The organism is Mesorhizobium sp. M1169, assembly GCF_040318345.1.
Classification (GTDB): Bacteria; Pseudomonadota; Alphaproteobacteria; order Rhizobiales; family Rhizobiaceae; genus Mesorhizobium.
Genome location: NZ_JAMYME010000012.1, coordinates 102,472 through 128,888 on the forward strand (window position 1 = coordinate 102,472; position 26,417 = coordinate 128,888).

Annotated in this window: 28 protein-coding genes; 5 read left to right on the plus strand and 23 right to left on the minus strand. The window is 61.6% G+C overall.

Translation table 11 applies throughout. From position 1 onward, the window contains the following. Nucleotides 1-121 precede the first annotated feature (121 nt). Genes ntrC through dusB form a run of 3 tightly spaced genes read right to left on the minus strand, consistent with a single transcriptional unit; the run spans nt 122 to nt 3,743 of the window. The gene (gene ntrC, locus NKH41_RS14810) at nt 122-1,582 is read right to left on the minus strand and encodes a nitrogen regulation protein NR(I) (protein ID WP_254817199.1); all 1,461 of its coding nucleotides are present in this window, start codon (nt 1,580-1,582) and stop codon (nt 122-124) included. Further along, a complete protein-coding gene (locus NKH41_RS14815; protein ID WP_023675075.1) occupies nt 1,579-2,721 on the minus strand; it encodes a two-component system sensor histidine kinase NtrB in 1,143 nt (380 codons plus the stop codon). The genes ntrC and NKH41_RS14815 overlap by 4 nt, the downstream gene beginning before the upstream one ends. Continuing rightward, complete coding sequence (gene dusB / locus NKH41_RS14820) at nt 2,718-3,743, minus strand: tRNA dihydrouridine synthase DusB (protein ID WP_352766631.1); 1,026 nt, start codon at nt 3,741-3,743, stop codon at nt 2,718-2,720. The genes NKH41_RS14815 and dusB overlap by 4 nt, the downstream gene beginning before the upstream one ends. Before the next feature lie 179 nt (nt 3,744-3,922). On the opposite strand from dusB, the gene NKH41_RS14825 reads away from it, so the two are divergent. Together NKH41_RS14825 and NKH41_RS14830 are read left to right on the plus strand one after the other, a co-directional pair. Further along, on the plus strand, nt 3,923-5,143 hold the full coding sequence (locus NKH41_RS14825) for a bifunctional 2-C-methyl-D-erythritol 4-phosphate cytidylyltransferase/2-C-methyl-D-erythritol 2,4-cyclodiphosphate synthase (protein WP_352766633.1): 1,221 nt from the start codon (nt 3,923-3,925) through the stop codon (nt 5,141-5,143). Then, nucleotides 5,140-5,649, plus strand: a complete 510-nt coding sequence (locus NKH41_RS14830; RefSeq protein WP_352766635.1) for a CinA family protein — start codon at nt 5,140-5,142, stop codon at nt 5,647-5,649. Before NKH41_RS14825 ends, NKH41_RS14830 begins: the two co-directional genes overlap by 4 nt. Here the strand turns inward: NKH41_RS14830 and NKH41_RS14835 are convergent. The 11 genes from NKH41_RS14835 to eno all read right to left on the minus strand — a co-directional run bounded on the left by NKH41_RS14835 (nt 5,625) and on the right by eno (nt 15,842). Further along, nucleotides 5,625-6,086, minus strand: a complete 462-nt coding sequence (locus NKH41_RS14835; RefSeq protein ID WP_352766637.1) for a type II toxin-antitoxin system RatA family toxin — start codon at nt 6,084-6,086, stop codon at nt 5,625-5,627. The two genes, NKH41_RS14830 and NKH41_RS14835, sit on opposite strands and share 25 nt — an antisense overlap. A 12-nt stretch (nt 6,087-6,098) precedes the next feature. After that, complete coding sequence (gene lipA / locus NKH41_RS14840; protein ID WP_352457494.1) at nt 6,099-7,064, minus strand: lipoyl synthase; 966 nt, start codon at nt 7,062-7,064, stop codon at nt 6,099-6,101. 137 nt (nt 7,065-7,201) lie between these two features. Next, complete coding sequence (locus NKH41_RS14845; RefSeq protein ID WP_023675081.1) at nt 7,202-7,459, minus strand: GlsB/YeaQ/YmgE family stress response membrane protein; 258 nt, start codon at nt 7,457-7,459, stop codon at nt 7,202-7,204. Nucleotides 7,460-7,557: 98 nt separating this feature from the next. Next, the gene (gene lpdA / locus NKH41_RS14850) at nt 7,558-9,003 is read right to left on the minus strand and encodes a dihydrolipoyl dehydrogenase (protein WP_352471838.1); all 1,446 of its coding nucleotides are present in this window, start codon (nt 9,001-9,003) and stop codon (nt 7,558-7,560) included. An 11-nt stretch (nt 9,004-9,014) separates the two neighbouring features. Then, nucleotides 9,015-9,653 (minus strand): SGNH/GDSL hydrolase family protein, encoded by a 639-nt coding sequence (locus NKH41_RS14855; protein ID WP_023675083.1) that lies wholly within the window; start codon nt 9,651-9,653, stop codon nt 9,015-9,017. Further along, the gene (locus tag NKH41_RS14860) at nt 9,650-10,069 is read right to left on the minus strand and encodes a hypothetical protein (protein ID WP_352766638.1); all 420 of its coding nucleotides are present in this window, start codon (nt 10,067-10,069) and stop codon (nt 9,650-9,652) included. The genes NKH41_RS14855 and NKH41_RS14860 overlap by 4 nt, the downstream gene beginning before the upstream one ends. Nucleotides 10,070-10,086: 17 nt before the next feature. After that, nucleotides 10,087-11,463: a pyruvate dehydrogenase complex dihydrolipoamide acetyltransferase gene (locus NKH41_RS14865; RefSeq protein WP_352766640.1), complete on the minus strand. Its 1,377-nt coding sequence runs from the start codon at nt 11,461-11,463 to the stop codon at nt 10,087-10,089. A gap of 18 nt (nt 11,464-11,481) precedes the next feature. Beyond that, nucleotides 11,482-12,885 carry a pyruvate dehydrogenase complex E1 component subunit beta gene (locus tag NKH41_RS14870; RefSeq protein WP_352766642.1) on the minus strand — a complete coding sequence of 468 codons (1,404 nt, stop codon included), beginning with the start codon at nt 12,883-12,885 and terminating at the stop codon, nt 11,482-11,484. A 15-nt stretch (nt 12,886-12,900) separates the two neighbouring features. Continuing rightward, nucleotides 12,901-13,941, minus strand: coding sequence for a pyruvate dehydrogenase (acetyl-transferring) E1 component subunit alpha (gene pdhA, locus NKH41_RS14875; protein ID WP_352502934.1), 1,041 nt, complete (start codon nt 13,939-13,941; stop codon nt 12,901-12,903). 171 nt (nt 13,942-14,112) lie between these two features. Further along, nucleotides 14,113-14,433 (minus strand): FtsB family cell division protein, encoded by a 321-nt coding sequence (locus NKH41_RS14880; protein ID WP_023675088.1) that lies wholly within the window; start codon nt 14,431-14,433, stop codon nt 14,113-14,115. Nucleotides 14,434-14,567: 134 nt separating this feature from the next. Beyond that, nucleotides 14,568-15,842: a phosphopyruvate hydratase gene (eno, locus tag NKH41_RS14885; RefSeq protein ID WP_352471834.1), complete on the minus strand. Its 1,275-nt coding sequence runs from the start codon at nt 15,840-15,842 to the stop codon at nt 14,568-14,570. A gap of 202 nt (nt 15,843-16,044) precedes the next feature. Here eno and NKH41_RS14890 point away from each other — a divergent pair, with 202 nt between their 5' ends. Continuing rightward, a complete protein-coding gene (locus NKH41_RS14890; RefSeq protein WP_084642452.1) occupies nt 16,045-16,167 on the plus strand; it encodes a hypothetical protein in 123 nt (40 codons plus the stop codon). Nucleotides 16,168-16,244: 77 nt separating this feature from the next. Here the strand turns inward: NKH41_RS14890 and NKH41_RS14895 are convergent, their stop codons facing one another. The 7 genes from NKH41_RS14895 to NKH41_RS14925 all read right to left on the minus strand — a co-directional run bounded on the left by NKH41_RS14895 (nt 16,245) and on the right by NKH41_RS14925 (nt 23,047). After that, complete coding sequence (locus tag NKH41_RS14895; protein ID WP_023675091.1) at nt 16,245-16,610, minus strand: PRC-barrel domain-containing protein; 366 nt, start codon at nt 16,608-16,610, stop codon at nt 16,245-16,247. Nucleotides 16,611-16,731: 121 nt separating this feature from the next. Further along, nucleotides 16,732-17,583 carry a 3-deoxy-8-phosphooctulonate synthase gene (gene kdsA, locus NKH41_RS14900; protein WP_352933012.1) on the minus strand — a complete coding sequence of 284 codons (852 nt, stop codon included), beginning with the start codon at nt 17,581-17,583 and terminating at the stop codon, nt 16,732-16,734. Further along, nucleotides 17,580-18,467 (minus strand): VOC family protein, encoded by an 888-nt coding sequence (locus NKH41_RS14905; protein ID WP_352541999.1) that lies wholly within the window; start codon nt 18,465-18,467, stop codon nt 17,580-17,582. The genes kdsA and NKH41_RS14905 overlap by 4 nt, the downstream gene beginning before the upstream one ends. Before the next feature lie 306 nt (nt 18,468-18,773). After that, nucleotides 18,774-19,061 carry a Dabb family protein gene (locus NKH41_RS14910; RefSeq protein WP_352766643.1) on the minus strand — a complete coding sequence of 96 codons (288 nt, stop codon included), beginning with the start codon at nt 19,059-19,061 and terminating at the stop codon, nt 18,774-18,776. Between the two features lie 103 nt (nt 19,062-19,164). Further along, the gene (locus NKH41_RS14915) at nt 19,165-19,299 is read right to left on the minus strand and encodes a hypothetical protein (RefSeq protein ID WP_292655342.1); all 135 of its coding nucleotides are present in this window, start codon (nt 19,297-19,299) and stop codon (nt 19,165-19,167) included. Nucleotides 19,300-19,670: 371 nt separating this feature from the next. After that, complete coding sequence (locus tag NKH41_RS14920; protein WP_352471831.1) at nt 19,671-21,650, minus strand: bifunctional 2',3'-cyclic-nucleotide 2'-phosphodiesterase/3'-nucleotidase; 1,980 nt, start codon at nt 21,648-21,650, stop codon at nt 19,671-19,673. Nucleotides 21,651-21,781: 131 nt separating this feature from the next. After that, nucleotides 21,782-23,047, minus strand: a complete 1,266-nt coding sequence (locus NKH41_RS14925) for an NAD(P)/FAD-dependent oxidoreductase (RefSeq protein WP_352613578.1) — start codon at nt 23,045-23,047, stop codon at nt 21,782-21,784. 178 nt (nt 23,048-23,225) lie between these two features. Here NKH41_RS14925 and NKH41_RS14930 point away from each other — a divergent pair, with 178 nt between their 5' ends. Continuing rightward, entirely contained in the window at nt 23,226-23,882 is a 657-nt protein-coding gene (locus NKH41_RS14930; RefSeq protein ID WP_352766645.1) for a 5-formyltetrahydrofolate cyclo-ligase, read from the plus strand. A gap of 13 nt (nt 23,883-23,895) precedes the next feature. Here NKH41_RS14930 and NKH41_RS14935 read toward each other — a convergent pair whose 3' ends face one another. After that, a complete protein-coding gene (locus NKH41_RS14935; protein WP_023675099.1) occupies nt 23,896-24,369 on the minus strand; it encodes an Lrp/AsnC family transcriptional regulator in 474 nt (157 codons plus the stop codon). Between the two features lie 157 nt (nt 24,370-24,526). On the opposite strand from NKH41_RS14935, the gene ald reads away from it, so the two are divergent. After that, nucleotides 24,527-25,642: an alanine dehydrogenase gene (gene ald, locus NKH41_RS14940; protein ID WP_352933016.1), complete on the plus strand. Its 1,116-nt coding sequence runs from the start codon at nt 24,527-24,529 to the stop codon at nt 25,640-25,642. A 244-nt stretch (nt 25,643-25,886) separates the two neighbouring features. On the opposite strand, the gene NKH41_RS14945 is transcribed toward ald, so the two are convergent. Then, nucleotides 25,887-26,354, minus strand: a complete 468-nt coding sequence (locus NKH41_RS14945; RefSeq protein ID WP_352471826.1) for a DUF1203 domain-containing protein — start codon at nt 26,352-26,354, stop codon at nt 25,887-25,889. Nucleotides 26,355-26,417: the final 63 nt, after the last annotated feature.

Sequence of the window (26,417 nt, forward strand, 5' to 3'; positions counted from 1 at the left end):
TCTAGAGCCAGTGATTGCGTCGGATGTATGCAACGCATTGTGGCGATTATGCAACAAGTGTGGCCGAGACGGAAATCTTTCGGCAATCGATCCCCTGGAAAGCGCTCTTAAAGGGATTCGTCTAGACCTGCCTGGACGACTTGTAGACGTTGACGCCGAGTTCGCGAATCTTCTTGCGCAGCGTGTTTCGGTTGAGGCCCAGCAATTCCGCAGCCTTGATCTGGTTACCGCGCGTTGCGGTCATCGAGGCGAGGACCAGCGGATATTCGACCTCGGAGAGGATTCGCTGATAGAGCCCGGCCGGGGGCAAGTCGCCGGCAAACGAGGCAAAATAGCGTTGCAGGAAATGCTCCACCGCCTGGCCGATGGAAAGGTCGTCGGGAATGAGGTTGCCGCCACCTGGAACGACAGGCCTTTCGCCGGTCTTCAACTCCGCCTCGATGATCTCCGCGGAGATCTCGTCCTGCGAATACAGTGCGGCCAGCCTGCGGATGAGATTTTCGAGTTCGCGCACATTACCCGGCCATGGGTAGCGCTTCATCAGCTCGATGCCGCCGGTGGAAATGCGCTTGGTCTGCAAGCCTTCACTGACGCCGAGCTTGAAGAAGTGGCGGACGAGGTCCGGAATGTCCTCCGAGCGCTCGCGCAGCGCCGGCAGCCTGAGCGGCACAACGTTCAAACGGTAGAACAGGTCCTCGCGGAAAAGCCCCTGATTGATCAGCGTGCGCAGGTCCTTGTTGGTGGCAGCGACGATGCGCACGTCGGTCTTGATCGGCGTGCGGCCGCCGACCGTGGTGTATTCGCCCTGCTGCAGCACACGCAGCAGCCGCGTCTGCGCTTCCATCGGCATATCACCGATCTCGTCGAGGAAGAGCGTGCCGCCTTCGGCCTGCTCGAAACGGCCGGTGGAGCGGTTCTGCGCGCCGGTAAAGGCGCCCTTCTCGTGCCCGAATAGTTCCGATTCGATCAGGTCGCGCGGGATCGCCGCCATGTTGATGGCGACGAAGGGACCGCCTCGGCGGCGGCCGTATTCATGCAGCGCGCGCGCCACCAGTTCCTTGCCGGTACCCGACTCTCCGCTGATCATGACCGTCAGGTCGGTCTGCATCATGCGCGCCAGCATGCGGTAGATATCCTGCATGGCCGCCGAGCGGCCGACCAGCGGCATCGTTTCCGGCGGCTCGTCGGCCCGCGTATCGATCTTCGGCCGCCGCGGCTCGGAAAGAGCGCGGTTGACGATGTTGAGCAACTCGGTCAGGTCGAACGGTTTCGGCAGATACTCGTAGGCCCCGGTTTCGGAGGCACGAATTGCTGTCATGAACGTGTTCTGCGCACTCATGACGATGACCGGCAGTTCCGGTCGCGCCTTCTTGATGCGCGGCAGCATGTCGAAGGCGTTCTCGTCAGGCATGACAACGTCGGTGATGACCAGATCGCCCTCGCCCGCCGCCACCCAGCGCCACAGCGTCGAGGCATTGGAGGTGACGCGCACGTCGTGACCGACGCGCGAAAGCGCCTGGTTGAGGACTGTGCGGATGGCCGCATCGTCGTCAGCGACGAGAATATTGCCGCGAACGGTCATTTGCGGTCTCCTTCACCGTCGTCGTCGGTGCCAAACTGGGTTTCTTTCCATGCCGGCATCAGGATACGGAAGGTGGTCCCGCGCGGCGTCGATTCGCATTCAATGATGCCGCCATGCTCGCCGACGATCTTTGCGACCAGCGCCAGACCGAGACCGGAGCCGTTCGGCTTGGTGGTGATGAAGGGATCGAACAGGATCGGCAGGATATCCTCGGAGACACCCGAACCGTTGTCACGCACGCAGAATTCCAATGGCAGCGACACGCGGTCCTGCGTTCCGGGCACAGAAACGCGAATGCCCGGGCGGAAGGCGGTCGACAGCATGATCTCGCCCTGTGGATCGCTGCCGATCGCCTCGGCGGCATTTTTTACCAGATTGAGGAAGACCTGGATGAGCTGGTCGCGATTGGCAAAAACCGGAGGCAATGATGGATCATAATCCTCCAATATCTTGATCCGCTTGGCAAAACCGTTCTTGGCGATTGCCTTGACATGGTCGAGCACGACATGGATGTTGACGGGGTAGCGGTCGATCGGCCGCTCGTCCGAAAACACCTCCATGCGGTCGACCAGCGAGACAATGCGATCGGTCTCGTCGGTGATCAGCCTGGTCAGTGCGCGATCCTCGTCGGACGCCGACAGTTCAAGCAGCTGCGCGGCACCACGAATGCCGGACAGCGGGTTCTTGATCTCATGGGCAAGCATCGCGGCAAGGCCGGTGACCGAGCGCGCCGCACCGCGATGCGTCATCTGCCGGTCGATCTTGTCGGCCATTGAGCGTTCCTGGAACATTACCACGACGGAGCCTGGAAATTCCGTCACAGGCGCGACGTAGAGATCGACCACCTTCTCGATGCCGAGCCGCGGCGACGACACGTCCACCCGGTATTCGTTGACTGGCGCCCGGCGCTCGCGCACCTGGTCGACAAGCGTCAGCAGCGGGCTGCCGAAAGGAATGAGCTTGTGCAGCGTGTTGCGGGCGAGCATCGTGGCGCTCGAACGGAAAAAATCCTCGGCATCGGCATTGGCGAAGGTGATGAAGCCTTGCGGATCGACCATGATCACCGGCCGACGAATGGTGTTGAGCACAATATGCGCGGCGTCCGCCATATCCGTGCTCTGTGTGACGGTGGCGTTCATGCCGCACTCCGCAGGTTCGCTGCTTCGGGAGCGCTTGAAAATACGTCGCGCAGCAAGGAAATGACGCGCCCAGGCTCGAAAGACGTGAGTATGGCCTTGCGCCGGTCGTCGCTTGTGGCGGCGTGGCGGTCGAGATACCAGCCGAGATGCTTGCGCGCCTGGCGCAATCCGCTTTCCACGCCATAGAGCGTCAGCATGTCTTCGTAATGGGCAATGACGTAATCGGTCAGCGCTTGCGGGCTTTCCGGCATGCCGGATACTGGCTCGGCCAGCGCGGCCGCTACAATGCTGCCGGCGGTCCACGGCGCGCCATAGTGCGCACGGCCGATCATCACCGCGTCGGCGCCGGATTGGTCAAGGATCGACGCAGCCTCTGCCGGCGAGCCGACATCGCCATTGGCAACCACAGGGATCGAGACGGCCTGCTTGACGCGTGCGATGGCACGCCAGTCGGCCGTGCCCTGATAGAACTGGCAACGTGTGCGGCCATGCACCGTCACCATCATCACCCCGGCCTGCTCGGCGCGTCGCGCCAGCATCGGCGCGTTGAGCGCGCCTTCGTCCCAGCCGAGCCGCATTTTGACCGTGACCGGCACGTCGACCGCGCCGACTACCGCTTCGATCAGCGACAGCGCGTGGTCGAGGTCTCGCATCAGTGCCGAACCGGCATAGCCGCCCGTCACCTTTTTGGCCGGACAGCCCATGTTGATGTCGACGATGTCGGCGCCTTCGCCGACCGCGATTCGCGCGCCCTCGGCCATGTGCATCGCCTCGCGGCCGGCAAGCTGGACCATGTGGACAGGCAGCCCGGAATGACGGATGCGCAGGCCCGAGCCAGCCCTGCCCTTTGCAAGCTCACCGCTCGCCACCATTTCCGATACGACCAGCCCGGCGCCATGCGCATGGGCGCGTTGCCGGAACGGTTCGTCGGTGATGCCCGACATGGGCGCGAGAAATACGCGATTGCGGATTCTCACGCCACCCACATCCAGCGGCGAAGCCAATTTGGTCACATCAGGCATGCACAAAAACCAAGCACCTTCGGTTGCTGCACATTCTCTAGCCAGAACGGCGGCAATGTGCAACGCGCAATGTCGTGACATTAAGGCGCATTTGGGAAAAAAGGATCGCCGGACCGCATCAATCCTGGGTCTTCCGAAAGCGATACCACTTTTCGGGATCATGCGCTAAGCGTCTCGGCATGAGAGATGTGAGCGAAAAGCAAGCTGCGGACGACAAGGTCGCGGTGGTCATCGTTGCCGCCGGCCGCGGCGCGCGCGCCGGACAGGCCAATGGGCCGAAGCAGTACCAGCAGATTGGCGGCGGCGCCGTTATCGCACGCACGCTCGACGCCTTTCTGACGCATCCAAAAATTGGAGCTGTCGTCGTTGCTATCCATGCCGACGACGGCGCGCTTTTTCGCCGTGCGGCCGGTGCGAACGCCGACCGTGTCGTCGCGGTGACCGGCGGTACGTCACGGCAGGAGTCCGTCCGCCTTGGACTACTGGCGTTGAGAAGCAATGCGCCGGGCCGGGTCTTGATCCATGATGCGGCCCGGCCGTTTGTCGATGCGGAACTGATAGACCGCACGATCGCCGCCATTGGCGAGCGCCAGGGGGCACTGCCTGCCTTGCCCGTTGCCGATACGCTCAAGCGCGAAACGGCCGAAGGCATGATCGGCGAAACCGTGTCCAGGGCCGGGCTTCATGCCGCACAGACACCGCAAGGCTTTCCGTTCTGGCCGATCCTGGCTGCGCACGAAAAGGCTCATCATCTGGGCAAAGCGGATTTCACCGACGATGCGGCACTCGCCGAATGGGCGCATATTCCGGTGAAGATCGTTCCCGGCTCGTCGGACAACGTCAAACTGACCTGGGCACGGGATATTGCAATGGCGGATCAGCGGCTTTCCAGCGCCCCGCGTTTTCCCGACATCCGAACCGGCAATGGCTATGACGTCCATGCGTTCGTGCCCGGCGACCATGTCACCCTGTGCGGCGTCGCCATTCCACACGATAGGAAGTTGTCCGGCCATTCGGATGCCGATGTCGGTCTCCACGCCTTGACCGACGCCCTGCTCGCCACCTGCGGCGCCGGTGACATCGGCACGCATTTCCCGCCCTCCGACCCGCAGTGGAAAGGGGCCGCTTCACGCATCTTCGTCGAACACGCGGTGAAGCTGGTGCGCGCGCGCGGCGGACGCATCGCCAACGCCGATATCACCCTGATCTGCGAGGCGCCGCGCGTCGGCCCGCATCGCGAGGCCATGACCGAAGCGCTTTCGGCAATGCTGCGAATTTCGCGCGATCGCATCTCGATCAAGGCGACAACCAATGAGAAGCTCGGCTTCCTCGGCCGTGAGGAAGGCATAGCGGCCATCGCGACTGCCAGCGTTGTGTTTCCAGGGGATGTCCCTGAATGAGCAATAGCGGTCTCGCAGATGCCCTGCTTAAGGCCTGCCAGCAGCGCGGCATGATGCTGGCGACGGCGGAGAGCTGCACCGGCGGCATGATCATCGCCGCGCTGACCGAGATCGCCGGCTCTTCCGCGGTGGTCGATCGCGGCTTCATCACCTATTCCAACCAGGCCAAGACCGAGATGCTCGGCGTCTCGGCCGCTACGCTCGAGGCGCACGGCGCGGTCTCGCGCGAGACTGCGGTGGAGATGGCGGCCGGAGCCTTGGCGCATTCGCCGGCCGGGCTCGCCCTGGCGGTGACCGGCATCGCCGGTCCGGACGGCGGCTCGGCGGAAAAACCTGTCGGCCTGGTCTGGTTCGGCGTTGCCGTGGCTGGCCGGCCGGTAGTCAGCGAATGCCAGCTGTTCGCCGACAAGGGCCGCGATTACATCCGCAGGGAGACGGTCCGTCATGCGCTTGAACTGGGTCTGCGCGCGCTCGCTGCGGATCAGGCGGTCGATGGCGCGCCGTAGATGATTTCGGCCCGTTTCTCGAACGCCTCGGAGAACATGCGGAAGGCGCGGTCGAACATGGTTCCCATCAACGCACCCAAAATGCGGCTCTTGAACTCGTAGTCGATAAAGAAGCAGACGTTGCAACCGCCGCCGTCCGCCGGGTCGAAGCGCCAGACATTGCTCAGATATTTGAAAGGGCCGTCAATGTATTTGACATCGATGGCGTTCTCGTCCGGCTTCAGCAGCACCTGCGTGGTAAAGGTCTCGCGGATCGCCTTGTAGCCGATGCTCATGTCGGCGATGAGCAAGGTGCGTCCGTTGCGTTCCTTGCGCGAACGAACCGTCAGTGCCTCGCAAAGCGGCAGGAATTGCGGATAGGATTCGACATCGGCAACCAGAGCGAACATCTGCTCCGGCGTATGCGCAACGCGGCGATGGGCTTCGAATTGTGGCATGAAACCAGTGTGTTAGGCGGACTTCCTGAGAAACGCTTCGCGCGCCGCGCGTAGTCTGGCGAAATCGTCGCCGGCATGGTGCGACGAGCGCGTCAGCGGGCTCGACGCTACCAGCAGGAAGCCCTTGGTCCTGCCGATCGTCTCAAAGGACTTGAATTCCTCCGGCGTGACGAAGCGGATCACCGGATGGTGCTTCTTCGACGGCTGCAGATATTGGCCGATGGTCATGAAGTCGACATTGGCCGAACGCAAATCGTCCATCAGCTGCAGGATTTCGTTCCGCTCCTCGCCAAGGCCGACCATGATGCCGGACTTGGTGAAGATCGAGGGGTCGAGTTCCTTGACCCGCTGCAAGAGCCTGATCGAGTGGAAATAGCGCGCACCCGGCCGAACAGTCAGATAGTTCGACGGAACGGTCTCGAGATTATGGTTGAAAACGTCCGGCTTGGCCGCCACGACGATCTCCAGTGCACCGTCCTTGCGCAGGAAATCGGGCGTCAGGATTTCGATCGTCGTCGACGGGGTTGCTGCCCTGATCGCACGGATGACATCGGCAAAATGCTGGGCCCCGCCGTCGGCCAGATCGTCGCGATCGACGGAGGTGATGACGACATGGCTCAAGCCCATTTGCTTGACCGCATGCGCGACGCGCGCCGGCTCGTCGGGATCGAGTGCGGTCGGGATCCCGGTGGCGACATTGCAAAAGGCGCAGGCCCGCGTGCAGATCTCGCCCATGATCATGAAGGTGGCGTGCTTCTTCTCCCAGCACTCGCCGATATTGGGGCAGCCCGCCTCTTCGCAAACCGTCACCAATTTGTGAGACTTCACGATTTCGCGCGTCTCGGCATAGCCTTTCGACATCGGCGCCTTGACGCGGATCCAGTCAGGCTTGCGCAGTACGTCCTGATCCGGCTTGTGCGCCTTTTCGGGATGCCGCAGGCGCGGCGCATTGGCAATCGTGTCGAGGACGGTGACCATGTGAAACCCGGCTCATTGGCAAGCGCTTGTCCAGCGCTCGCTCTACCCACGTCATCTAGGACTTTTCGGAGAAAAGAAAAAGGCCGCGATCACGCATGCCGCGGTGGCCTTTTTCGCATAGCAAGTGCCGACAGAGGTTAGCGGCGCACCAGTCGTCCGACCGCAATCAGAATGCAGGCACCGATGAAGCCGGTGATCAGATAGGCTATCCAGCCGACGCCGAAGATGCCGATGTTCAGGGCCTGCAAGATGGCATTCAACACTATTGCGCCGACAATGCCGAGAACGATGTTCATGAGGATGCCGGTATTGCTCTTCATGACCATCTCGGCGAGCCATCCCGCCAGGCCGCCGATGATGATGGCTGCAACCCAGCCCACGCCGTTCATTTCCATATGCCCTCTCCTTGTATGATGGATGATGCCTGCGAAACGAATTGCTCTGCCGTCGAGTTCCTCTGTGTCTTCCGTGTGAGACTCGCCCAACTAATTTATCATGCATTCAGTGCGCGGCCATAGGCGTCGAGTACACTCTCCTTCATCATCTCCGACAGCGTCGGGTGCGGGAAGATCGTGTGCATCAGCTCTTCCTCGGTGGTCTCCAGATTCATCGCCACGACGAAGCCCTGGATCAGTTCGGTTACTTCTGCGCCGACCATGTGGGCACCCAGCAACTGGCCGGTCTTCTTGTCGAAAATGGTCTTGACGAAGCCTTGGTCTTCGCCCAGCGCAATCGCCTTGCCGTTTGCGGCGAACTGGAAGCGGCCGACGCGGATGTCCTTGCCATCGGCTTTCGCTTTGGCTTCCGTCAGTCCGACCGAGGCGACTTGCGGATTGCAATAGGTGCAGCCCGGGATCTTCAGCTTGTCGATGGCATGCACGCCGGGGAAATTGGCGATCTTTTCCACACAGACCACGCCCTCATGCTCGGCCTTGTGGGCGAGCATCGGCGGTCCGGCAACGTCGCCGATGGCGTAGACGCCCGGCACATTTGTCTTGCCGTAGCCGTCGACGACGACGCAACCGCGGTCCGTCTTCACGCCGAGCGTCTCGAGGCCGAGGTTTTCGATGTTACCCTGTACGCCGACGGCCGAGATCATACGATCGGCGGTGATCTTCTCGACCTTGCCGTCCTTCATCTCGACATGCGCCGTGACCGAGTTAGTGCCCTGCTCGACCTTGGTCACCTTGGCTTCTAGAATGATCTTCATGCCCTGCTTCTCGAACTGCTTCTGCGCGAATTTCGAGACCTCGGCGTCCTCGACCGGCATCACAGCCGGCAGCAGTTCGACCACCGTCACCTCGGCGCCCATGGTGCGGTAGAACGAGGCGAACTCGATGCCGATGGCGCCCGAGCCCATCACCAGCAGCGATTTCGGCATCTCTTTCGGCACCATGGCCTCGAAATAGGTCCAGATCAACTTGCCGTCCGGCTCGATGCCGGGCAATGCGCGCGGCCTCGCTCCGGTCGCCAGAATGATGTGCTTGGCGCTGTAGGTGCCCTCGCCCTTGACGCCCTTGGGCGCCGGCGGCTGCGGCTCCATCGGCTTCTTCGACGATTTCGACACGACGATCTCGCCAGGTTTGGTCAGCTTGGCTTCGCCCCAGATGACGTCAACCTTGTTCTTTTTCATCAGGAAGCCGACGCCGCCGTTGAGCCGCAGCGAGACCTTTCGCGAGCGATCGACGACGGCGGCTGTGTCGACGCTGACCTTGCCATCGATCTTCAGGCCGTAGTCCTTCAGATGATCCGAATAGTGCATGATCTCGGCGGAGCGCAGCAGCGCTTTGGTCGGAATGCAGCCCCAGTTGAGGCAGATGCCGCCCAAGTGCTCGCGCTCGACGATCGCCGTCTTGAAGCCAAGCTGGGCCGAACGCACTGCAGTGACATAGCCGCCGGGGCCGGAGCCGATGATGATGACGTCGTAGTTCTCAGCCACGGCTTTCTCCTTCACAATTCCAACATGAGGCGCACGAGCGGCGCCAGCGCTTGCCCGACGTTCCGCGTGTTTTCTGCGTCCAGGTGGACGCCGTCGAGCGGCGTGGTTTTGGCTACCGTGCCGGCATCGAAGAAGCCGCAGCCGGCCTCGTCGGCAAGGGCGGAATATTGCGGCGCCAGCCGCTTTGACGCGTCATCGCCGCCGGCGAACATTTCCTTGAACTCGGCGTTTTCCGTGCGGCTGACTACGGGCGGCGCGACGATCAGGATCTGCGGCGCCGGCCAATCGAACGGGTAATCGTGACCGCGCACGATATCGATCAGGCGTTGCATGCCTTGCTTGGCCGCGACCGGATTACCATGAATCCACGGCTTCATATCGTTGGCGCCGAGCATGATGACGATCAAGTCGATCGGTGCGTGCGTCGTCAGGATGGTTGGCAACAGCCTTGCGCCATTGCGGTCCGCTCCGGCCAAGTGATCGTCAAAGGCGGTGGTTCGGCCATTCAGGCCTTCGGCGATGACCTCGACGCCGCTGCCCAATGCCGCCTGCAGCACGCTCGGCCAGCGATCTTCCAGCGGATGCCGGCCGAGGTTTGCCGCGTCATAGCCCCAGGTAAGCGAATCGCCGTAGCAGAGGACCGTCTTCATGTGCCTGCCCCGCCGAAACCCGGTTGCGAGCGCGCCAATCGCCAGCGCACGAAAAGCCACTGGACCAGCACCGTAGCGATGCCCGGCAGGACGAGACCTGCGACTACGGGAAGATCGCCCGACCACTGGCTCTTGCCTGGGGGCTGGGAGAAAGTCCAGCCGATCAGGGCAACTCCAACGAGCACAAAAAACGCTACCCCTATGGTCGCCGTCAGCTTTGTTGCCCGTCGTGGGTCCGACATGAATTGTGCGATGAAGAACGCGACCGTCACGAGGACGGTGACGAGAGCCGAGATCATGAACACAACGATGTACTCTACGTCGGCATTGGTAGCGACGGCGAGCCACTGCGCCACCAATCCGCCCGCCAAACCGGAAAGAAAGAAGGCAAAAAGGCTGGTGAAGAATTTCCGCACCGCCCTGTTCCCCTCTCTTAAACCAGCATGCCCATCGGGTTTTCGACCATGCGTTTGAAGGCGACGAGCAGCTCAGCGCCGAGCGCACCGTCGACGGCGCGGTGATCGGTCGACAACGTCACCGACATGATCGTGGCGATCTTGATCTCGCCGTTCTTCACCACTGCGCGTTGCTCGCCGGCGCCGACCGCCAGGATCGTCGCATGCGGCGGGTTGATGACGGCAGAAAAATCCTTGACGCCGAACATACCGAGATTGGACACCGCCGTGGTGCCGCCCTGATATTCTTCCGGTTTCAGCTTGCGGCTGCGGGCGCGGCCGGCAAGATCCTTCATCTCGTTGGAGATGACGGACAGCGTCTTTTCATCGGCACGCCGGATGATCGGGGTGATCAGGCCGCCGGGGATCGACACGGCAACGCCGACATCGGCATGCTTGTGCTTGACCATGGCGTTTTCTGTCCACGACGCATTGGCATCCGGCACCGCCATCAGCGCCATGGCCAGAGCCTTGATAACCATGTCGTTGACCGAAAGCTTGTAGGCCGGCGTTTCGCCCTTCTCGGTCTTCTTCGCCGGGGCGGCCGCATTGATCTGCGTGCGCAGGGCCAGAAGCGCGTCGAGCTCGCAGTCGAGCGTCAGATAGAAATGCGGGATGGTGGTTTTGGCCTCGACCAGCCGCCGCGCAATGGTCTTGCGCATATTGTCGTGGGGGACCAGCTCGTAGGAGCCTTCGGCAAACAGTTTGAGCACCTGCTCGTCGGACATTGGTTTGGGTGCTGCGGCCGCAGGCGCCGGAGCGCCGGCGGGCGCCGCTTTTGCTGCTGGTGCCGCCTTGGCGCCGCCACTGGAAATTGCGGCATCGACATCGGCCTTTACCACGCGGCCGCGGGGGCCGGAGCCTGTCAGCGCCGCGACATCTATACCAGCTTCGCTGGCGATGCGCCGGGCCAGCGGCGAGGCGAAGATGCGCTCACCGCTTGCGTGGCTGTTGGCGACCGGCACCCCTTCCGCCTTAGGCCCAGGTGCGGCAGGCTCCTGCTTCGACGCTTCGGGCTTTGATGTTTCAGCTTTGGGGGCTTCCGCTTTCGGAGCCTCAGCCTTGGCCGGCGCAGCGCCATCACCGCTTTTGGCGGCAGAAGCAGCATCCTCGCCCTCGGCAGCCAGCACTGCGATCAGCGCATTGACCTTGACGCCTTCTGTGCCGGCCGGAACCACCAGCTTGGCGACCGTGCCCTCGTCGACGGCTTCGACTTCCATCGTCGCCTTGTCGGTCTCGATCTCGGCAATCACGTCGCCGGGCGAAACCTTATCGCCTTCCTTGACCAGCCACTTGGAAAGATTGCCCTCTTCCATTGTGGGCGACAGCGCCGGCATGGTGATGTTGATCGGCATTTTGTCCTCCCGCCCTGCTCAGCGATACGTGACGGCTTTGACCGCCTCGACGACCTCGCCGACATTGGGCAGCGCCAGCTTTTCGAGGTTCGCCGCATAGGGCATCGGCACGTCCTTGCCGGCAATTGTAATGACCGGTGCATCGAGGAAATCGAAGGCGCGCTGCGAGACCTGATTGGCGATATGGTCGCCGACCGAGTTCTGCGGAAAGCCTTCCTCGACCACCACGAGGCGATTGGTCTTTTTGACCGAGGCGATGATCGTGTCGAAGTCGAGCGGGCGGATCGTGCGCAAGTCGATTATCTCGGCATCGATGCCCATGCCGCGCAACTCCGCCTCGGCCTTGATCGCGTAGGTCATCCCGATGCCGAACGAGACGATGGTCACGTCCTTGCCGGATTTGTGAATGCGCGCCTTGCCGATCGGCAGCACGAAATCGTCCATCTTCGGCACGTCGAAGGAGTGGCCGTAAAGGATTTCGTTCTCGAGGAAGATGACCGGGTTCGGGTCACGGATCGCCGCCTTGAGCAGACCCTTGGCGTCGGCGGCGGTATAGGGCATCACCACCTTCAACCCGGGAACATGGCTGTACCAGGCGGCATAGCATTGCGAATGCTGCGCGGCGACGCGGGCAGCCGCGCCGTTCGGGCCGCGAAAGACGATCGGGGCGCCCATCTGGCCGCCGGACATATAGAGCGTCTTGGCGGCTGAATTGATGATCTGGTCGATCGCCTGCATGGCGAAGTTGAAGGTCATGAATTCGACGATCGGCTTCAGGCCGGCCATCGCCGCGCCAACACCAACGCCGGCAAAGCCGTGCTCGGTGATCGGCGTGTCGACTACGCGCCGCGGACCGAATTCCTGCAACAAGCCTTGTGTGATCTTGTAGGCGCCCTGGTACTCGGCGACTTCCTCGCCCATGACGAAGACGTCGCCGTCGCGGCGCATTTCCTCAGCCATTGCGTCGCGCAACGCTTCACGCACCGTGGTCGAGACCATTTCGGTGCCGGCCGGGATGTCAGGATCGGCGGCAATTTCCAGCCTGGGTGCGGCGGCAACAGGTGCTGCCGCTTCGCTCTTGGCCGGAGCAGCAACGGGGGGCGGAGCAGCCGCGGGCGCTGCCGCTTGCGACTCGACAGCCTCCTCGCCGATGCCTTCGCCTGCCTCGTCGATGTCTTCGCCATCGACGGCCAGCACAGCGATCAGTGTGTTGACCTTGACACCCTCGGTGCCGGCAGGAACCACGATCTTGGCAAGCGTGCCGTCGTCGACGGCTTCGACTTCCATCGTTGCCTTGTCGGTCTCGATTTCGGCAATGGCGTCACCCGCCGCGACCTTGTCGCCTTCTTTCTTCAACCACTTGGAAACATTACCCTCTTCCATGGTCGGCGAGAGGGCGGGCATGAGAATTTCGATCGGCATGTCCTTGCCCTCTCGTTAAAGTACGATGTCGGTCCAGAGCTCGGACGGATCCGGCTCCGCGTCGTTCTGGGCAAATTCTGCGGCGTCGGCGACAACGTCGCGGACTTCCTTGTCGATGGCCTTGAGTTCGTCCTCGCTCGCCCATTTCTTGTCCAGCAGCCGCGCCTTGACCTGCTCGATCGGGTCACGTTCGGAGCGCATTTTCTGCACTTCTTCCTTGGAGCGGTATTTTGCCGGATCCGACATCGAATGGCCGCGGTAACGATAGGTCTGCATTTCGAGAATGAGCGGCCCGTTGCCGGCGCGGCACCATTCGGCGGCGAGGTCGCCGGCTGCCTTTACGGCACGCACATCCATGCCGTCGACCTGGATGCCTGGAATCTTGAAGGACGCGCCGCGGTGCGAGAAATCCGTCTCGGCCGACGAGCGCGAAACCGAGGTGCCCATGGCGTAGCGGTTGTTCTCGATGATGTAGATCACCGGAAGCTTCCACAGCGAGGCCATGTTGAAGCTTTCGTAGACCTGGCCCTGGTTCGCCGCGCCATCGCCGAAATAGGTCAGCGTCACATTGTTGTTGCCGCGATAGCGATTGGCAAAGGCAATGCCGGTGCCGAGCGACACTTGCGCGCCGACGATGCCGTGGCCGCCGTAAAAATGCTTCTCCTTGGAGAACATGTGCATCGAGCCGCCCTTGCCTCTGGACAGGCCGCTACGGCGCCCGGTCAGTTCGGCCATGACGCCGCGCGGCGACAACTCCATGGCCAGCATATGACCATGGTCGCGATAGGCGGTGATCATCTGGTCGCCATCGATCAGCGCCATCTTCATGCCGGTAACGACCGCTTCCTGCCCGATGTAGAGGTGGCAGAAACCGCCGATGAAGCCCATGCCGTAAAGCTGGCCGGCCTTTTCCTCGAAGCGGCGGATGAGCAGCATGCGCCGGTAGGCGGCAAGCTCCTGGTCTTTGGTGAATTCAACAGGCTTTGGGGTGGAAAGGCCCGGCGTTTTGCCGTCCGATTTGGATTTGGCAGGCGCTTTTCTGGTGGCGGTGGCCATGCATCACTCCCTGTTGGCGTCTCTTGGCGGACAGCGAGGGAGATCAGTTCTCCCACCGATTTGAGGCAGGCTAACATGCAGGGAAGGCTTTCGCCATGCCGAAAACGCATGGCTGTCATGCATCTAAGCAATTAAAATCATTGCAAATATCACCGATTAACTGAAATCCGGTTATCTTGCAACCGGCAGCATGATGGTGATCTCGTCCGCGTGGGACAGATTAAGCGCCTTGCGCGCCTGCTCGTCCAGCATGTCCTTCTCCAGGGTGCCCTCATGCATCAGCTGAACGCGGCGCTCGAGATCGATCCGGCGCGCCCTGACGGCATCGAGCCTGCCCTGCAATTCGGCAGTCTCAGCTTCGAGCTGATACTTGGAATAGATGCCGAACTCGCCATGATAGGCATGGAAGCCGAAATAAGTCAGGAACACCACGCAGAGCGAGGGGATGATCAGCCGGCCGGTGTTTCTTTGCTTGTGCTGGCGTGTCCACATGGTCCGAATCCTCTACGCCGCCTTTGTCGCCCGATTGTGCTTAATGGACGGTTACAGCCTGTTGGATTCAGAGCCAGGAAGCAAAAAAGGGCGGGAATGTCCCCGCCCTCGCCGCCACGGATTTTCTCTCGAAATCAGCTTTTCACGATCGACTTGCCGGCATATCGCGCCTGCTTGCCGAGCTCCTCCTCAATGCGGATGAGCTGGTTGTACTTGGCCATGCGATCCGAGCGTGACAGCGAGCCCGTCTTGATCTGCCCGCAATTGGTGGCAACGGCGAGGTCGGCGATGGTCGAATCCTCGGTCTCGCCCGAGCGGTGCGACATCACCGCGGTATAGCCGGCCTTGTGCGCGGTCTCGACGGCGTCGAGCGTTTCGGTAAGCGAGCCGATCTGGTTGACCTTGACCAGGATCGAATTGGCGACACCCATGCGGATGCCGTCGCGCAGCCGCGCCGTGTTGGTGACGAACAGATCGTCGCCAACCAGCTGCGTTTGCTTGCCGATGAGATCGGTCAGTATTTTCCAACCGTCCCAGTCATCCTCCGCCAGGCCGTCCTCAATGGTGATGATCGGGTAGTCGGCAGCAAGTTTGGCCAGATATCTGGCCTGCACCTTCGGGTCGCGGGTTTTCCTCTCGCCTTCATAGACGTAGTTGCCATCCTTGAAGAATTCGGTCGCCGCGCAGTCGAGGCCTAGCGCAACCTCCTCGCCGGGCTTGAAGCCAGCCTGCTCGATCGATTCCATGATGAAGTCGAGCGCGGCCGGCGCGCTCTTCAGGTTGGGGGCAAAGCCGCCCTCGTCGCCGACATTGGTGTTATGGCCGGCGTCCTTCAGCTTCTTTCGCAGCGTATGAAAGATCTCCGAGCCCCAGCGCACGCCGTCGCGCAGCGTCGGCGCGCCGATCGGCAGGATCATGAATTCCTGGAAATCGATCGGGTTGTCGGCATGCGCGCCGCCATTGATGATGTTCATCATAGGCACCGGCAGCACATGGGCCTTGGTGCCGCCGACATAACGATAGAGCGGCAGGTCGGCGGCTTCGGCCGCAGCCTTGGCCACAGCCAGCGACACGCCGAGGATGGCATTGGCGCCGAGCCGGCTCTTATTGGGCGTACCATCGAGCTCGATCATGGTCTGGTCGATATGAATCTGATTCTCTGCCTCCATGCCGCCGATCGCCTCGAACAGCTCGCCGTTCACCGCCTCGACCGCAGTGAGCACGCCCTTGCCGAGATAGCGGGGGCCGCCATCGCGCAGTTCGACCGCCTCATGCGCGCCGGTCGAGGCGCCGGACGGCACCGCGGCGCGACCCATCGAGCCGTCTTCGAGCACGACGTCGACCTCGACGGTCGGATTTCCGCGGCTGTCCAGGATTTCACGCCCGACAATGTCGATGATGGCCGTCATTGCGATGTCCCCGATTGATCGATTGAAGCGTCGCGCACCTCTTAGCCAAAGCGCCGCAAAACGCAATCGGGGCACTTGCAAATATTGCCCGTGCGCTACGGATTCACGAAGCACGAAGCGCTGTCATCATTTGTCATACGCGGCATGCCGGTTTCTGGTTTATGGCTGTTGTCGCGCGGGGCGAAACAGGAGGAGTTTCGCCATGTCCCAGTTGAGCGGTATTGTGAGTTTGTTCCTGATCGCGGCTGCGTTCCTGACGTCGTGCGACAATCAGCAACCCCCGCAGGGATCGTCGCCTTTGCCGGCCCTGCAGATTGCGCAGTAGCATCCCGCCACATCGAAAGGCCCCCGATTTCCCGGGGGCCTTTTTGATTCCAGGAGACTTAGTCAGTGCCAGTAAGGTCAGTGCCAGTAAGGCTCGACCTTGTAGTAGTTGTATGAGGCATCACGCGCGGCCTCGCCGTCGGCGCCGGTCAACTCGTTGATCGAATAGGAAGGAGCGGCCATCAGCTGGTCTTTGGTGAACGGCACGACATAGCCGCCCTTGTTCTCGTCATAGTCAAGGCTCGCCCACGGAATGGCGTGGTATTTCTCGCCGATGCCGAGAAATCCACCAAAACCGATCACGGCAAACATGATTCCGTTCGACAGTTTGTCGAGCATGACGTCCTCGATGTCGCCGATATGAGTGCCTTCCGTATTGTAGACCGATGTGCCGATAACCCGCGAAGCGGCGATGGCTTCGGTGTGTCCCGTCTGGGTCGTCATGGTGTGCTCCTCGTCGTCGTTGACATTAGATTTTGACAATGAGGGCCGCGGGCTAAGGTTCCAGGCGGGTTCGAAATTCTTCAAAGTTTCCTGGCGGCGCTGCTGTGGCGCAACTGCTGGTTCAACCCACGCTTTTGGCAACGCGATCGAACGCCATCAGCCGTTCAAGCAATGCGGGAAGATCCTTTAGCGGCACCATGTTGGGACCGTCGGAAGGCGCGTTGTCGGGGTCCTGGTGCGTCTCGATGAAGACGCCGGCGACGCCAACCGCGACGGCCGCGCGCGCCAGCGTCTCGACAAAGCGCCGGTCGCCTCCAGACGAACCGCCCTGCCCACCCGGCTGCTGCACGGAATGGGTGGCATCGAAAATCACCGGCGCGCCGATCTCGGCCATGATCGGCAGCGCCCGCATGTCGGACACCAGGGTGTTGTAACCAAAGGATGCGCCGCGCTCGGTGACCAAGACATTGGCGTTGCCGGAGCCGATGATTTTGGCGACGACGTTCTTCATGTCCCACGGCGCGAGGAATTGCCCCTTCTTCACATTGACCACCTTGTCGGTTTTTGCCGCAGCAATCAGCAAATCGGTCTGGCGGCTGAGGAAGGCAGGAATCTGCAGGATATCGGCATGAAGCGCGACGATCGCGCATTGTTCCTCAGTGTGGACGTCGGTCAGGATCGGCAAGGCAAAATTCTTGCGCAAGTCGTCGAAGATCGGCATTGCCGCTTCAAGTCCCGCGCCGCGCGTGCCGCCAAGCGAGGTGCGATTGGCCTTGTCGTAGCTGGTCTTGTAGACGAGCCCAATGCCGAGCCTGTCGGTCAATTCCTTTAGCGCACCGGCCATGTCGAAAGCGTGCTGCCGCGATTCCAGCTGGCATGGACCAGCGATCAGCGATAGGGGCGCGCTGTTGCCGAAAATGACTTTGCCGACCGCAACGGAAGAGTTCGGCATCAGTGGATTGAGCTTGTTCATGCGATCTCCCGGAAAATGAAGGCTGCGCCCTGCCCTGGCGCCGGCGGCACGATGGTATCACCGCCGCGCATGTGGTGTTCCACAGAATTGGCTGCAAGCAGCTTGGCGACGGCATCGCCGTGCCTAATCGAAAAGACGATCCCAGCAAAGCGGAGTTCAGATGGTGCGCCGGCAGGAATGCCGAAGCGTGCCGAATAGGCTGCAGGATCCAGAACGGTCACGACGGCATTCGGTAGCTCATAGACAGTGCCGCCGCCCTGCGCCTCGATTCCGGCTGCGATCGAAATCAAACGGCCTTGTTCGAAAGGTTCGCCAGTGACTGCCACGACTTCGACAATGCCGGTTGCGCCATTAGCGTGGGCCTGCAACGCAGTGCGGTCGACGTTCGGCGCATTGATCCGCTCGCAGGCGAAGAGAAAAGCGTCCGCTGTCTTGCCTGTAGCCGCGAAGGCCAGTTTGAACGATGCGGTATCGCTCTTTCCCGCCGCATCGGTGAAGGCGCGCGAAAAGCTTAGCGCGTCTCCCGCCGACAGACCGGCTTCCATGTAGCGCGCGTGGTCCGCGGCGGCGCTTTCGGTGCCCAGCGCCACGGCAGAAAATCCTTCATCGCCGTTTTCTTCGCGATACGTGCGATCACGCACGACAAAGACATTGCGGTTCGCGATCGCCGTTGCCACGGCCTGCCGGTCAGCGACCGCGAGCGGCTCGAGATAGGTGCCGTCGGTGAGAAAGACACAGCAGTTTTGCGTTCCGAAAGGGTGGATACCTGTCGGCGCAACGGTAAAGCCGAGCAGGGCCAAGCGCGCCCGCGCAACATCGAGGCTTGCTGTCGGCAGCACCAGGTGATCGAGCGGATGAGGCCTTGCGGGGGTGTTTTCGGTCATGTCCCGCGCGATGTGCCTCATTCCTGAAAATGGTTCAAGGGCTTAGCCGGTGCCTCAGCGGCGATCGCAGGCCTCGGCCGCGAGGAGCCGACTTGCCGCCCGCAAAAATCATCCTAGCTCATTGCTATGGGAAGAGACCTTTTCATCGCCCTAGCCGTTATTGCGATAGCAGTTATCGCCGTGCTGATCTGGAACGCGCCAAAGCGGCCGGGCGTCGATCCGACCGAAACCTCCGCGGCTCAGACGGAGTGAAGCGGGCTACGGCGCGGAGCCCCTCCGCGACGTCAAATCTGCCTTGGGAGGCGGTCAACTTGCAACGATGTCGGCCGAATAGCGTAATTCGCGCAGAGGTTTGACCCGGCTGGTCGTCTTTGCATAGAGCGGATGCGCCTTGTAGGCGGCGAGCGCCGCTTCGTCCTCGAACTCGGCGTAGACGACCACATCGATCTCATCCGAGAGCGGGTCGACCTTGGTGTTGAGCGTTACCTCGAAATGACGCGAATGAGGTATCTTGCCAAGCGCCAGGAGGCCCGTGCGCACTGCCTCGACATCCGCTTTATGCCGTGCGCTGAAGAAAACGATATGCCGGATCAACCCAGCCTCCTCGACCGTTGGACCGGCGTTCTTTTGTGTCAGCGGCAGCGTGCCGTCAATCGGCAGGTTTGTCGCGTCTGCGAACCGTAGGTGCGAAGAGAAACTACACCATGCTCGTTACATAGTGCACGATGCGGGTCACCTCCCTGACCGTCCTGTCGAGGTAGCGGCCTTGGTTGTAAATGCCGTCCCAGATCAGGAAAAAGGTGACAGTCGTGATGACGATGACATAACGCATGACTAAAACTAGCGCATATGGACGGTTGCAACCATAGCGATTCCAACGCTGCTGGGGACCCTTCCCCGAATTTAATGGCCTTTGTGGTCTGTCTGCTGCGATGCTTGCTGGCCAGAATGGCGCTACCGCCACAGGGCGCCTTGGAAAGATAACCCCGCTCGGCTTCGACGACCGCTTCCCGCCTCGATCGACCGACTGCCACACCATTATTCCGGCGGGATTTCGACGGACGCGCTGGATCCGGTCATGCCGCCGTCAAGCGGCGTTTCGCACCACCTGCTTGAAGAGGCCCCCTGTCTCAAACGGATTGGCCGTATCGGGGCAGTATCTTAACGCTGAGACAGTTTCGAGCCGACGTTCAAATCCTCGCCTCAAAGAGTGATGCGGTATTTTGCAAAGCCCGCTTCGCCCTCGCCCGCCGGCTCGATCTTCAGCGACTTCACTTGCGCAATAAACTCCTTCGCCTTGGCGCCGGTCTCGAATACGACGCGGGTTCCCGGCAGTGGCGCAAACGACCAGTTGGCGTCCGCCGACGGGTTGATGGTGCCTTTGCTGACGATATAGCGCACGATCACATCGCGGTTGGTGTCGGGCGCTTCGTAGATGATCTTCGAGGCATTGATCTCCGGGAAATTGCCCCCGCCGCCGGCTCGGTAGTTGTTGGTGGCGACGACGAATTTCCGCTTGGGGTCAATCGGTTTGCCGTCGAACATCAAGTCAATGATGCGGGTCGAGCCAGCATTCACCAGCCCGCCCTTCGAATCATATTTCGGTGGCTGCGACAGATCGATCTTGTATGTGACGCCGTCGATCACGTCGAAATTATAAGATGGGAAGTCAGTGTTGATGAGCGCCTGGTCGGCTTTGCCCGGTTCGATCCGGTTGAAGATGCCGGCCGACATTTCCAGCCATTCCTTCACCTCTGCCCCGGTGATTTCAACGGCGCGCACCGTGTTTGGATAGAGGTAGAGATCGGCGACGTTCTTGATGGCGATATCGCCCACCGCCACGTCGGTGTAATAGTCGGCGCCGTTGCGCCCGCCCGCCTTGAACGGTGCCGCCGCCGACAACAGCGGCATATCCTTCCACTCTGTGTTCTTCAGGATGTCCTTCAAATACCAGGTCTGCGCCTGGCTGACGATCTGCACCGATGGATCATCGGCGACCAGCGCAAAATAGGAATAGAGCGGCGCCGAGGTTTTGCCGACCGGCCGGCGCACATAGGCAAGCGTCGCCTCGTGGTCCTGTTTGAGCGCGTCGATGATGCGCTGGTCGTCCGCGACGGTCGGCTTGTTCGTTTTGTCGACCCGCTCAAAGATCGGCCTGGCCTCAGAGGTCGCCGAGACGATTTTCCACGTCGATCCGTCGCGCTCCAGCAACAGATCGATCAGCCCCATGTGCGAGCCCCAGAAGCCGGCCATGACGGCGGGCTTGCCTTGCAACGTGCCTTTCGCCGTATCGACGGCTTCCAGCGACTGAAAGTCCTTCTTGCCGGGGAAGACCAGATGCTGGTGACCGGTGAACACCGCATCGATACCTTCGACACCGGCAACGAAGAAGGAGGCGTTCTCCATCATGTCACTTTGCTTCACGTCGATGCCGGAATGGGAGAGCGCAATGACGATGTCGGCGCCTTCTTCCTTCATTTGCGGCACCCACGCCTTGGCCGCCTCGACGATGTCGCGTGTTTTGACGCTGCCCTCGAGATTTTTCAGGTCCCAGACCATGATCTGCGGCGGCACGAAGCCGATGATGCCGATCCTGATCGGTTGCTCGGCGCCCGACCCGTCTTTGATCTTCCTGTCGAGGATGACGTAAGGCTTGAGATAAAGCCTGTCGTCGCGCGGGTTCGCGGCGAGCTCCGTGCCGCGGATCAAATTCGCGCAGACAAACGGGAAGTTGGCACCGGCCAGCACCTTGTCCATGAACGACAGGCCGTAGTTGAACTCGTGGTTGCCGAGGGTCGAGCATTCGTAGCCGAGCAGGTTCATGCCCTTCATGACCGGATGCAGATCGCCATCCTTCATCCCCCTCTCGTAGGCGATGTAGTCGCCCATCGGGTTGCCTTGCAGAAGGTCGCCATTATCGATCAGCATCGCGTTGGTTGCTTCCTTGCGCACGGCTTCAATCAACGATGCCGTTCGCGACAGCCCCATCGTGTCGTTAGCTTTGTCGGCGTAGTAGTCGTAAGGCAGCACATTCACGTGGATGTCGGTCGTCTCCATAATCCTCAGATGCGCCTGATTGGCTTGAGCCCGGGCGGAGAACGGGTGCAGCATGATCAGCGCTCCGCTGGCGGCGACGCCGGCGAGGAAATCGCGGCGTGAGACGAGGTGGCGCAATTGGGACATTCGTTTTCTCTTTCTTCCACGACGTGACAAGTCCTGCCCGAAGCAAAGCTTCGCGCCGAAATCCAGTCGAGTCCAGAAGCCGATTCCATCAAGAGGAGGTGACGCGCCGATGAATGTCCGGCAGCGAACAATCAGCCCTTGTCGTCGTCGCCCTGCGTGATCAGCCGCGCGCTGCGCTGACCGGTGAAGTAGATCCATAGCCAACTCAGGGAAACCGCAAGCCGGTTACGAAAGCCGATCAGGAAGTAGATATGCGCCAAGCCCCATAGCCACCAGGCAAGCCGGCCGGTAAGCTTGATCCAGCCGAAATCGATGGCCGCGGCGCGCTTGCCGATCGTCGCCAGGTCGCCGTCATGCCTGTAGCTGAAAGGACGCGGTGTCGTGTCACCGGTAAGCCTTGCCTTGATCGTCGCGGCGACATGCCGTCCCTGCTGCTTGGCGGCGGGCGCGACGCCCGGCACCAGCCGGCCATCCGGCCGCAGGACGTGCGCTGCGTCACCGATGACGAAAATCTCCGGGTTTCCCGGCACACTCAAGTCGGGCTCGACAAGCACCCTGCCCGCGCGGTCCGCTGCCGCGCCGAGCCATTCGGCGGCCGGCGAAGCGGCGACGCCCGCCGCCCACAGGATTGTCCTGGCCGGCAAATGTGTGTCGCCGAAGACGACACCCTCGGCATCGCAGCGCGTAACCGCCCGGCCGAGTTCGACGGTCACGCCGAGCCGTTCGAGCGCCTTCGTTGCATAATCGGAGAGTTCGGGAGCGAAATTGGTGAGGATGCGGTCACCGGCCTCAATCAGCACCACACGCGTCTGCCGCGTGTCGATGTTGCGGAACTCGCCGCGCAGCGTGTCGTGCGCCAGCTCGGCAATGGTGCCGGCCAGTTCCACGCCGGTCGGCCCGCCGCCGACGATCGCCAGGGTCAGCAATGCCTGGCGCTGGGCGGGATCGGTTTCCCGCTCGGCCTGCTCGAAAGCCAAAAGAATACGCCGTCGAATGGTGGTGGCGTCCTCCAGCGTCTTCAGGCCAGGGGCGAACGGTTCCCATTCGTCATGGCCGAAATAGGCGTGCCGCGCGCCGGTGGCCAGCACCAGCGTGTCGTAAGCGACCGTGCCGCCGTCCTGCAGCAGCACGCGCTTGCCGGTGCGGTCGATGCCGGTAACGGTGGCGAGCAGCGTCGTCACGTCCTTGCGCCTGCGCAGAAGATGGCGGATCGGCCAGGCGACTTCGGAGGTGGCCAGCGCCGTCGTCGCCACCTGGTAGAGCAGCGGCTGAAAAAGGTGATGATTGCGCCTGTCGATCATCGTGATGCGCACCGGCGAGCCGGCTAGTGCGCGGGTGAACTCGAGGCCGCCGAAACCGGCACCTACGACGACGACGTGATGGTTGGCTGTGTTCATCTCGCTCATCCCTCTCGCCAAGGCTGATGTAAGTATCATTGTGCAGTGCAGCAATGCCTGCGCTGCAACTACCTGGGAGTCGTCGCTTGATGTCGTGAATACGCATGCTGCGGACTCGTTCCCGGATATAGCCTGCGTCCAGGATACTACTTGGTTGGAACTGTATTGCAGGTGAAGCATGGCTAGCGATGAAGACGAAGGCTCAGCGCAGTACGCCTCGCCGCCTTGTTTTATGCACGAGCTCGATCCGGAGTTTCAAGCGCCGCTATCCGACTGGACCGACGTAAGGCGCTGGCGCAAGGCCGAGCGCGAGCGGTTGATCGCATCCCGCCTTGCCGTTTCAGCCGACACGCGCGCAGCTATGTCGCAGCGTATTGCCGAAGGGCTCGACGCGGTGATCGGCGACATCGCCGGCCGTTTGGTCAGCCTCTACTGGCCGTTTCGCGGCGAGCCGGACCTGCGCCCGTGGATGGAAACCGTTAACGCGCGGGGCGGGCGCACGGCGTTGCCCGTCGTCGTCGAGAAAGACCGGCCGCTTGTCTTTCGCGCCTATACCCACGGAGACCGGCTGGAGAAGGGCGTCTGGAATATCCCGATACCGGCCGAGGGTGATCCGGTGTTGCCCGACATCGTCATTTCGCCGATCGTCGGCATCGATCCCGGGCAGTTTCGCCTGGGTTATGGCGGCGGCTTCTTCGATCGCACGCTTGCCGCGATGCCCTTCAAACCGCTGGTCGTCGGCGTCGGCTACGAACTGCAGCGCATCGTCACCATCTACCCGCAGCCGCACGACATTCCGATGGACCGTGTGGTGACTGAGGCATCCAAGGCCTAGGCGAGTTCGGGGCCTAGGCGAGTTCAGGCTTCATTCCCACGGCTGTGCGATCGACGATTTCGCGCAAGGCAAAGGACGAATTGATCTTCGTCACATGCGGCATTGCCGACAGCCACTCCTTGTGGATACGTTCGTAGTCGACGAGATCCTTTGCCGCTATGCGCAGGATGTAGTCATATTCGCCCGACATCAAATGGCAGGACAAGACGTTCGGGCAGCGCTTTATCGCTGCCTCGAAATCCGACAACGTCTTCTCGAATTGCCCGGACAGCGATATATGCACGATCGCCGTCATCTGGTGCCCAAGTGCAGCGTTGGACAGCCGGGCGTGATAGCCGCGGATGGTTCCGGATTTCTCCAGATTGTCCAGCCGCCGCGAGCAGGCCGACTGGGACAGGCCGACCTTCTCGGCGAGCGCTGCGTTGGGTATCCGCCCATCCTTCTGCAACGTCTCGAGAATGGCGATATCAATCCTGTCGAGCGGCATTTTTGCGGGTTCCTGCGACAATTCTAATGTTTCGCGCAACGATTATCGAACAGTGGCTTCTCAGGCAAGCGCATTCGCAAACACTTACCGAACGATTCGTGGTTCACTATCTCTAGACAGGGAACGAGCCCCAAAGGGCCGGATCAGGAGAAGAACGATGCGCATCGGCTGCCCCCGGGAAATAAAGAATCCCGAATACCGGCTGGGCCTGCCGCGGTGTGCGGACCGCGAATATCTCCCGCATGGCCAGCATTTGTTGACGCTCCCGGGCGCCGGGGCCGGAATCGGCGCGGACGACAACGCGTATCGTGCCGCCGGCGCCACGATCGCCAAGACGGCAGCCGACGTTTTTGCCAAGTCCGACATGATCGTGAAGGTCAAGGAGCCGCAGCCCAACGAATGGGTTCAGCTCCGCGACGGCCAGATCCTCTATACCTATCTGCATCTTGCCCCGGATCCGGAGCAGACCAAGGGCCTGCTGGCCTCCGGCGTGACCGCGATAGCCTACGAGACCGTCACCGACGAGCGCGGCGGTCTGCCGCTCTTGGCGCCGATGTCGGAAGTTGCCGGCCGCCTGTCGATCCAGGCGGGTGCAACGGCGCTGCAAAAGGCCAATGGCGGCCGCGGCGTGCTGCTTGGCGGCGTGCCCGGCGTGCTCCCCGGCAAGGTAACCGTGCTCGGCGGCGGCGTCGTCGGCCTGCATGCTGCACGGATGGCCGCCGGCCTTGGCGCCGACGTCATCATCATTGACCGCTCGATCCCGCGCCTGCGTCAGCTCGACGACATCTTTGGCGGCCGCGTCCACACCCGCTACTCGACCGTCGAGGCGCTGGAAGAAGAATGTTTTTCGGCTGACATCGTCGTCGGCGCCGTGCTGATCCCGGGGGCAGCAGCGCCCAAGCTGGTGACGCGCGAGATGCTGTCGGGCATGAAGAAAGGCGCCGTGCTGGTCGACGTCGCCATCGACCAGGGCGGCTGCTTCGAGACCTCGCACGCCACCACCCATGCCGAGCCGACCTATGAGGTCGACGGCGTCATCCACTATTGCGTCGCCAACATGCCGGGTGCGGTGCCGGTCACCTCGGCCCACGCGCTCAATAATGCGACGCTGCATTATGGCCTGCAGCTCGCCGACAAGGGCCTCAAGGCGCTGGTAGACGACCACCATCTGCGCAACGGGCTGAACGTCCACAAGGGCAAGATCACGAATCGCGCGGTGGCCGAAGCGCTCGGTTACGAGCTGGTCGAGCCGAAGGCCGTTCTCGCCGCCTGAGCTTCCGAATCTGCCTCTCCAGTGCCCGTCGGATTCGTCCGACGGGTTTTTCTTATGTCGAAAAACTGAAAAGTGTCGGGCGCGCAGAATAACCGGACAACAAAAAAGCGGAGCCAAAGCCCCGCTTCCTCGGTTGTCGAAAATTCCCGCCGGTTCATCCGCGGTCGGCAAATCGATCGACAGTCTCTTTCTACCGCTGGTATGCGACGGGAGTACGACAGCCAAGCCGGTGCAGCCTGTCCGGTTACGCGCGGTCGATCCGGCACTGATAGCAATTGTTGCGCGCCGAGCGGATGTGGACGTAAGCGATGTCGTCGCGTTCGAACAACGTCTCTGCCCGTGCGGCAATGGCGTCGGTCGGAATGACGCCGCCGCTGCCGTAAACGATGCGGTCGTCCTTGCCATAACCGCGCACAATGTAATCGCTGCTTTCGAGCATTTCGGGAAGCATTTTCCCCTCGGCGGCGCGTTCGCATTCTTTCGCATGCAGAAAGATCGGCCCCGTTTCGGCATAAGGCTGCAGCTCCGGAAAAGGTCGATAGGCCAAAACAAGATAGGCTTCTCCCAAAGCAATATTTTTCAAGCAATGACGGCAAGGCACGCCGTCGCCATCCGAAATTTGCCGCTCTGGCTTCAAGCCATAAGCATCCGGCCCGCCGCGCTGAAGTGCCCGGACAGCATTGGTTGGCAAGGCTTTGAATTTTAGCGTCATGGCAAAATCTCCGGTGTCGTCGACCGGAAATTATGCTCGCAAGACAGCGTTTCCCACCCGATT

Bases quoted from the DNA above. Each gene is read 5' to 3' on its own strand.
- NKH41_RS14830 (WP_352766635.1), top strand. From the start codon at position 5,140: ATGAGCAATAGCGGTCTCGCAGATGCCCTGCTTAAGGCCTGCCAGCAG.
- NKH41_RS14920 (WP_352471831.1), bottom strand. From the start codon at position 21,650: ATGTCCCAATTGCGCCACCTCGTCTCACGCCGCGATTTCCTCGCCGGC.
- lipA (WP_352457494.1), bottom strand. From the start codon at position 7,064: ATGGTCACCGTCCTCGACACGATTGCCAATGCGCCGCGCCTGCGGCAT.
- NKH41_RS14880 (WP_023675088.1), bottom strand. From the start codon at position 14,433: ATGTGGACACGCCAGCACAAGCAAAGAAACACCGGCCGGCTGATCATC.
- NKH41_RS14890 (WP_084642452.1), top strand. From the start codon at position 16,045: ATGTCCCAGTTGAGCGGTATTGTGAGTTTGTTCCTGATCGCGGCTGCG.
- kdsA (WP_352933012.1), bottom strand. From the start codon at position 17,583: ATGAACAAGCTCAATCCACTGATGCCGAACTCTTCCGTTGCGGTCGGC.
- NKH41_RS14895 (WP_023675091.1), bottom strand. From the start codon at position 16,610: ATGACGACCCAGACGGGACACACCGAAGCCATCGCCGCTTCGCGGGTT.
- NKH41_RS14930 (WP_352766645.1), top strand. From the start codon at position 23,226: ATGGCTAGCGATGAAGACGAAGGCTCAGCGCAGTACGCCTCGCCGCCT.
- ald (WP_352933016.1), top strand. From the start codon at position 24,527: ATGCGCATCGGCTGCCCCCGGGAAATAAAGAATCCCGAATACCGGCTG.
- NKH41_RS14945 (WP_352471826.1), bottom strand. From the start codon at position 26,354: ATGACGCTAAAATTCAAAGCCTTGCCAACCAATGCTGTCCGGGCACTT.
- NKH41_RS14925 (WP_352613578.1), bottom strand. From the start codon at position 23,047: ATGAACACAGCCAACCATCACGTCGTCGTCGTAGGTGCCGGTTTCGGC.
- ntrC (WP_254817199.1), bottom strand. From the start codon at position 1,582: ATGACCGTTCGCGGCAATATTCTCGTCGCTGACGACGATGCGGCCATC.
- NKH41_RS14815 (WP_023675075.1), bottom strand. From the start codon at position 2,721: ATGAACGCCACCGTCACACAGAGCACGGATATGGCGGACGCCGCGCAT.
- NKH41_RS14825 (WP_352766633.1), top strand. From the start codon at position 3,923: ATGAGAGATGTGAGCGAAAAGCAAGCTGCGGACGACAAGGTCGCGGTG.
- NKH41_RS14865 (WP_352766640.1), bottom strand. From the start codon at position 11,463: ATGCCGATCAACATCACCATGCCGGCGCTGTCGCCCACAATGGAAGAG.
- pdhA (WP_352502934.1), bottom strand. From the start codon at position 13,941: ATGGCCACCGCCACCAGAAAAGCGCCTGCCAAATCCAAATCGGACGGC.
- NKH41_RS14845 (WP_023675081.1), bottom strand. From the start codon at position 7,459: ATGGAAATGAACGGCGTGGGCTGGGTTGCAGCCATCATCATCGGCGGC.
- dusB (WP_352766631.1), bottom strand. From the start codon at position 3,743: ATGCCTGATGTGACCAAATTGGCTTCGCCGCTGGATGTGGGTGGCGTG.
- NKH41_RS14835 (WP_352766637.1), bottom strand. From the start codon at position 6,086: ATGCCACAATTCGAAGCCCATCGCCGCGTTGCGCATACGCCGGAGCAG.
- NKH41_RS14915 (WP_292655342.1), bottom strand. From the start codon at position 19,299: ATGCGTTATGTCATCGTCATCACGACTGTCACCTTTTTCCTGATCTGG.
- NKH41_RS14870 (WP_352766642.1), bottom strand. From the start codon at position 12,885: ATGCCGATCGAAATTCTCATGCCCGCCCTCTCGCCGACCATGGAAGAG.
- NKH41_RS14905 (WP_352541999.1), bottom strand. From the start codon at position 18,467: ATGACCGAAAACACCCCCGCAAGGCCTCATCCGCTCGATCACCTGGTG.
- eno (WP_352471834.1), bottom strand. From the start codon at position 15,842: ATGACGGCCATCATCGACATTGTCGGGCGTGAAATCCTGGACAGCCGC.
- NKH41_RS14935 (WP_023675099.1), bottom strand. From the start codon at position 24,369: ATGCCGCTCGACAGGATTGATATCGCCATTCTCGAGACGTTGCAGAAG.
- NKH41_RS14855 (WP_023675083.1), bottom strand. From the start codon at position 9,653: ATGAAGACGGTCCTCTGCTACGGCGATTCGCTTACCTGGGGCTATGAC.